The organism is Aequorivita todarodis (genome assembly GCF_028561335.1).
Taxonomy (GTDB): Bacteria; Bacteroidota; Bacteroidia; order Flavobacteriales; family Flavobacteriaceae; genus Aequorivita; species Aequorivita todarodis.
The window spans coordinates 1-6,249 of sequence record NZ_JAQQTG010000032.1 but is presented as its reverse complement, the minus strand read 5'-3'; the positions used below and the strand labels follow the sequence as shown (position 1 = coordinate 6,249).

The window sequence follows — 6,249 nt, the reverse complement described above, 5'->3', positions numbered from 1 at the left end:
GTAAAACTCCGCCCGGTAGATAGACTTCGGTACAACGAATTGGACGAAGCCTTCTTTTTGCAATACAAAGATATTAATTAAACAATTGAAAAATGATTAGGATTTGAACACAGTATCTTTGGGGTTTTTAGTTACAATTCGAACACAGTAAAACTGAAATCCAACGGCTCCAAATTTTCTTTCAAAACATCCAGCAATTCCTCGCCATATTCCAAATAGAATTCCGAAAAATTTAGCTGGCGTTCCTGCAAGCTTTGATTGGGAAATAGTTGATTTTGAATATCTTTTAACCGTTCAAGTTCTTGGGAAAGGTTTCTTTTTTGTGCTTTCAATAAGCGCTTTTCGAGATTGTCCAAGCCGTTCAGCTGTTTCTTTTCCTGCGCGCCCACGGCTCCCAAAAATGATGCGTCGGTCTGTTTTGCCAATTCGTATAAATCCTTGAATTGCTGTTTTAGGAATTCTTTCTGCTTTGAAAAGTCGATGTCTATTTTTGAAATTTCCTTGGTGTGCTTCGTCATCAATTCGTGCTGGGGAAAGAATAAATCTTCAATAGAAACATTGAGTTTTTTCAGTTTTTCGGAAAGCATTTCAGGAACTAACAGTACCGAATTGCGCAGTAAGAGAATGGGGAAGGGCACTTCCACTTTATCGAAATAATCCTTCAACTGAAACCAATACGCAAGTTCGCCACCACCGCCAATGTAACACAGATTGGGCAAAATAACTTCTTGGTACAACGGGCGAAGCAGCGCATTTGGGGAAAAACGTTCTGGATTTTCGTGCAGTTCCTTTAAAATTTCTTCTTTGGAAAAGGAAATGTCAGTTTCATTCACATAAAACTTTCCTTCTTTTTCAATGATGCGTTCCCGAAGATTTTCCTTTAAATAAAACAGATTTATTTCCCGCGGATGCACTTGTTCTGAAAACCCCAAAGCCGTTAATTTTTTCGTAGTTTCCGAAACTTTTTTAAAGCTGAGGTTTTCGGTCAGTTCCTTTTCGGCGTAGGGAATAAAACATTTTTTCAGTTCCGCATCGTTGCCGTCAACAATCACCAAACCGTGATGGTAGAACAGCGTGTTGGCCAAAAAACGCGTGGCATCGGCGAGGTTGTCGTGTTTGGTATAGGCATCCTTAAAATAGGAAATCAGTTGTTTGGCATTTTCGCTTTCGCCGAGTTCCTTTTTCAGTAGCTGCTTCACTTCTTTTAATCCTTCCGTAGAAAGTTCGCCCACCGCACCGGAGGCTTTTCTATCCCACTTTACTTTTTTTCCGAAGAGGTTGAAATAATTTATTTCCTCAAAATCGTGGTCTTCCGTCGCCATCCAATATACGGGTACAAAATGGTTGGTAGGGTAGGTTTTGTTTAACTTTTCAGCAAGGTTGATGGTTGAAAATATCTTATAAAGAAAATAAAGCGGTCCAGTAAAAAGATTGAGTTGATGTCCCGTTGTGATTGTAAAGGTAGTGTGCTCTTTCAGCAAATCGATATTGCTGAGGGTGGATTGCGAGATGGAATTATCGCCGTATTGGTACATGATCCGCTTGGCCAGCAAATGCCTTTTGTCGTCCGTGAAATTTTTCTGTTTCTCCGTAAGTTGATGCTTGAAATTCTCCAAGTTTGGAAAACGGTTGTAAAAAGGGGAGAGGTTTGGGTTTTCATCCAAATAATCACAAATCAATTTTGAAAAATAACCTGTCTTTTTATACGGAATGGAATGGGTTGGCATAGGTTCTTTGGAAAAAGTGTAACAAAAATAACCGTTTTAAGTGGGTCGCGGGTTTAAAGATACGTTAATATGGTTTTGAAATTCCAAATTTGAAGCACCAAATACCAAAAGCGGCAATTGGAATTTGGCTATATTTGGCCCTTATTTAATATGCACAAAATGACTCGAACTTTCGCTTTCTTTCTGTATTTCCTGCCTTGTCTGGTTTTCGCCCAATTGAAATCCCCTTCGGAGTTTTTGGGGTATGAAATAGGCACCCAATTTTCCCGCCACGCTGATGTTGTTGCCTATTTTGAGCACGTAGCGGCAAATGGCGAAATGGTAAAATATGCTGACTACGGCAAGACCAACGAACGCAGACGGCTTACCTATGCCGTGATTTCTTCCGAAGAAAATCTTGCGAACCTTGAAAAGATACGTACGGATAATTTAAAAAATATAGGCATCCTTTCTGGGAGTGCAACTCCCGAAAAAGCCATCGTTTGGCTTAGCTACAACGTACACGGCAACGAGGCCAGCAGCAGCGAGGCGGCGATGAATACGGTTTATAAACTCATTACCGAGCATACCGATTGGTTGAAGAATACGGTCATTATAATGGACCCGAATGTAAATCCCGATGGGCGCGATCGGTACGTAAATTGGTACAACCAAGTGAAAGCTTCGCCTTACAACCCATCCCGCGATGCCGTGGAGCACCACGAGCCCTGGCCCGGCGGACGGCCCAACCATTATTTGTTCGATCTTAACCGAGACTGGATGTGGGCGAGCCAAGTGGAGACACAGCAGCGCTTAAAAATTTACAACCAGTGGATGCCGCAGATTCACGTTGATTTTCACGAGCAATTTATCAACAACCCTTATTATTTTGCACCCGGAGCGGAACCTTATCACGATATCATTACGCCGTTTCAGCGCGAATTTCAAACGAAAATAGGAAAAAACAACGCCAAGTATTTTGACGAAAACGGTTGGCTTTTCTTTACCCGCGAGAGTTTCGATTTGCTTTACCCCAGCTATGGCGATACCTACCCGCTTTTTATGGGCGCTATTGGGATGACTTACGAGCAGGCGGGTCACGGTATGGCAGGTTTGGGAATTATAAATGACGAAGAAATTGAACTAACCCTTGTGGACCGCGTGGCACATCACACCACTACTGGCCTTTCTACCATTGAAGTGGCTTCGCAACAAGCTGCTTCCCTCAATTCCGAATTCAAGAAATTCTTTCAAAACGATAATTTAAAGTTCAAAAGTTTTGTACTGAAAGGCAATCCCGACAATCTCCAGGCGCTTGCTGAGCTTTTGGACAAGCACGAAATAAAATACGGTTATGCCACTGGCGGAAAAGTAAGTGGGTTTAACTATTCCGATAACAAAAAGGGAACGCTGGATGCCAATGGGGCGCTGGTGGTGAGCACCAACCAGCCGAAAGGAAAAATGGTTCAGGTGCTTTTTGAGCCCAATGCCGCGCTCTCCACCCCGCTTACCTATGATATTACCGCGTGGAGCTTGCCGTATGCCTATGGTTTGGAAGCGGTCGCTAGCCCTACTTTGGTTGCCGTCAATGCTGCCAACCCCAATAAAACCGTTGTGAATATTGCTTCCCCTTCGGCGGCGGGCTATATTGCGAAATGGAACAGTATGGAGGATGCCGAGTTTCTTTCGGCTTTATTACAGAACGATATAAAAGTGCGTTTTTCTGAAAACGAATTGGGCTTTGGCGGCAAAAGTTTCGGTCGCGGTAGTTTGATTATCACACGAAGCGATAATAAATCCAATGTAGATTTTGACACGACGCTTATTGAAATTGCAAATGAAATGGGTCGGCAATTATACGCTTCGCCCACAAGTTTTGCGGATAATCTGACCGACTTTGGGTCGCAGTACGTGCATTTGATTAAGAACAAAAAAGTAGCTATGCTTCAGGGGGAAGGAACTTCTTCTTTAAGTTATGGTGCGCTTTGGCACTTTTTTGAGACCCAATTGAAATATCCAATCACCTCAATAAATACGGATGATATTGGCAGCATTCAATGGACAGATTATGATGTCTTGATTTTGTCGGACGGTTATTATAAAAATATTTTAAGTGACGATGCTTTTAAATCTCTCGAACAATGGATAAATAAGGGTGGAAGAGTAATTGCCATTGGTAATGCTCTTGCTGCTTTTGAAGGCAAAGATGGTTACGACCTTAAAAAGAATAGCGATGAAAAAGCTGAAAAAGAGAAAGACACTTTAGGAAATATGATTCCCTACGCTCAACGCGAACTGGAAAGCACCAAAGATTTCATAACAGGAAGTATCTATAAAGTAATGTTGGACAATACCCATCCGTTGGCATTTGGGTATGGAGATACCTATTATACTTTGAAACTGGGTAACGATTCCTTCGAATTTTTAAAGGATGGCTATAACGTGGGGTATATTACCGAACCTGAAAGCGTTTCGGGTTTTTCTGGGGAAGCAGCCAACGCTTCTTTAAAAAACTCAATAGTTTTTGCCGAAGCGAAAAAGGGCAGGGGCAGCGTGGTTTATATGGTTGATGATGTTTCCTTTCGCTCCTTTTGGCAGAACGGGAAATTGTTTTTGGCGAATGCTGTGTTTTTTTGAGTTAGGGGTTAAGAGTTAAGGGTTAAGGGTTAAGGGTTAAGAGTTAAGAGTTATGGGTTAAGGGTTATGAGTTAAGGGTTATGAGTTATGAGTGTGTTATTCGTCAATCGTAAATCGTCAATCCAAAATCGTTAATCGTTGAGGGTGTTTTAGGGGGTGGTATTTTCGAATTCTACTGAGATGTTTTCCGTTTCAATTTTTGAGAGCAACTCCAGTTTTCCTGCTTCGAAGAGCCCGTCAAGGGTTTGTAAATCTATAGCTTCCCAGGGTTCGAGTTTGTAATTTTCGTAATCCACGAAGCGGATGCCGTTTATCATTCTTGGGTTGTAGGCTTTCCTAAAACGAATGCCGCCTTTACCCGTATAAAATTTATAGGCGAGGTAATCTACCGTAAAACCTTCCTTTGCTATCCAGTACATATATTCATCTTCGTGGTCTGTGCCGCCACCTTCTTTTGCGAAGGTTACTTTTACTTCATAATACTGCTTGTCATCAATTTCGGCTTCGCCCACGAGTTCCTTATTGACGGCGGGGTCGTTTAGGCCGTGGGGCAGCTGCACGAAATAATGGACGGAGTTTACGGAATTAGCATACTTAGTTGCGGTGGAATCGGGCAGGATCAGTTTGGTGCCATTGGCATAACGCTCGAAGTCCAGATTGGTGAGTAGGTCGCGTATTTCTCCCAGGGAATCGGTACTGGTTCTTGTGAGTTGATAATTACCATTTTCCCTTTGACTGCTATATTTTACATCGCGAAAAGTAAACTGGATGGTTGCGGCTTCATATTTTGCACCCCCGGCATTTTCGATGGTTTTATCAATTATTTGCTGGGCTGTGAGTTGTTTTTCCTCTTGTTTGCAGGCGATGAAAAGCAAAAGAAAGGTTATCATTGGAAGGAAGCGCATGGGTCTTTGTTTTTTCCAAAGATACGAAGCGATTCAACAGCTTCCACATGACATTCAGAGTTTGTGATTTTTAGGAAGCAATCGTCATTTACAGCTTGAGCAATCGGGCTCCCCAATCAAGCTTCCGTTTTTGTCAAACTCATATTTGCAACATTCGCTGAATTTTTTTCTATGGTTTTATGAGTTTAACGGTTTTAACAGCATTATCAGCAGTTAACTTTAAAAGATAAATGCCTGATGCAACATTTGAAAGATTGACCTCAATTTGATTTTTACCGGGATTGATGATGGTATTGTTCATTATTTTTTCAATGGATTTTCCATCGACAGCCAAGAGTTCTATAGAAACATTTGCTGAATTTTGCAACTCATAATTAAGAATAGCCTTATCTATCACGGGATTTGGATATATTAAGGCTTCCATTTGGTTGGATTCCAAATCTAATATACCAACGTTTGAGTCAGTAATAATGCGAGCAATGGCAAAGGATAGTGTGCTCTCTCCCTCAGTACTCCCTGCCAATACTGCTTTTCCATCTACTTGGAGTTGAACCGAAAGGGGATAAGCATCGGCCGGACCAATAGCACAATGAAAAATTCCGTTTTCTCCAAAAGTGTTGTCAAGACTTCCATTTTGATTAAGCCTAAGTGCTCCAAACTCCACTCTAAAAATGTCATTATCAGCTCCACCTATAACCAAAAGTTTTCCATCCTGTTGTAACACCAGATTTAGTGCCTCATCATAATTTCCAAGACCAAAAAAATCAAAACTAAGATATCCATTGTTTGCGTAGCTAGTATCTAATACGCCAGAAGCGGAAAATTTAGCAATTAAAAAATTCGTCTCATAATTCTGAGAACTATCAATAGACTTGTGTAAGCTTCCCTTAAAACCGAACTGTTTAAAAGTAGAATAATTATCTTAATTTTAAACAGTATTATGAGACGAAGTAAATTTTCACCGCAACAAATTGCAAAGATTTTAAAAGAATTCGACAACG

Annotated in this window: 4 protein-coding genes; 1 reads left to right on the top strand and 3 read right to left on the bottom strand. The window is 41.2% G+C overall.

What is annotated here, in order from left to right; translation table 11 throughout:
* Positions 1-131 precede the first annotated feature (131 nt).
* On the bottom strand, positions 132-1,727 hold the full coding sequence (bshC, locus tag POV26_RS10610) for a bacillithiol biosynthesis cysteine-adding enzyme BshC (protein ID WP_272856446.1): 1,596 nt from the start codon (positions 1,725-1,727) through the stop codon (positions 132-134).
* Between the two features lie 159 nt (positions 1,728-1,886).
* On the opposite strand from bshC, the gene POV26_RS10605 reads away from it, so the two are divergent.
* Positions 1,887-4,343, top strand: coding sequence for a M14 family metallopeptidase (locus tag POV26_RS10605; RefSeq protein WP_272856445.1), 2,457 nt, complete (start codon positions 1,887-1,889; stop codon positions 4,341-4,343).
* A 149-nt stretch (positions 4,344-4,492) separates the two neighbouring features.
* On the opposite strand, the gene POV26_RS10600 is transcribed toward POV26_RS10605, so the two are convergent.
* Both POV26_RS10600 and POV26_RS10595 read right to left on the bottom strand, forming a co-directional pair.
* Positions 4,493-5,248 (bottom strand): DUF6503 family protein, encoded by a 756-nt coding sequence (locus POV26_RS10600; RefSeq protein ID WP_272856444.1) that lies wholly within the window; start codon positions 5,246-5,248, stop codon positions 4,493-4,495.
* A gap of 169 nt (positions 5,249-5,417) precedes the next feature.
* On the bottom strand, positions 5,418-6,116 hold the full coding sequence (locus tag POV26_RS10595; protein WP_419180017.1) for a T9SS type A sorting domain-containing protein: 699 nt from the start codon (positions 6,114-6,116) through the stop codon (positions 5,418-5,420).
* Between the last annotated feature and the right edge of the window lie 133 nt (positions 6,117-6,249).

What these genes read in the sequence shown, in the direction of transcription:
- POV26_RS10605 (WP_272856445.1), top strand. Translation starts at nt 1,887, where the DNA reads ATGACTCGAACTTTCGCTTTCTTTCTGTATTTCCTGCCTTGTCTGGTT.
- POV26_RS10600 (WP_272856444.1), bottom strand. Translation starts at nt 5,248, where the DNA reads ATGCGCTTCCTTCCAATGATAACCTTTCTTTTGCTTTTCATCGCCTGC.
- bshC (WP_272856446.1), bottom strand. Translation starts at nt 1,727, where the DNA reads ATGCCAACCCATTCCATTCCGTATAAAAAGACAGGTTATTTTTCAAAA.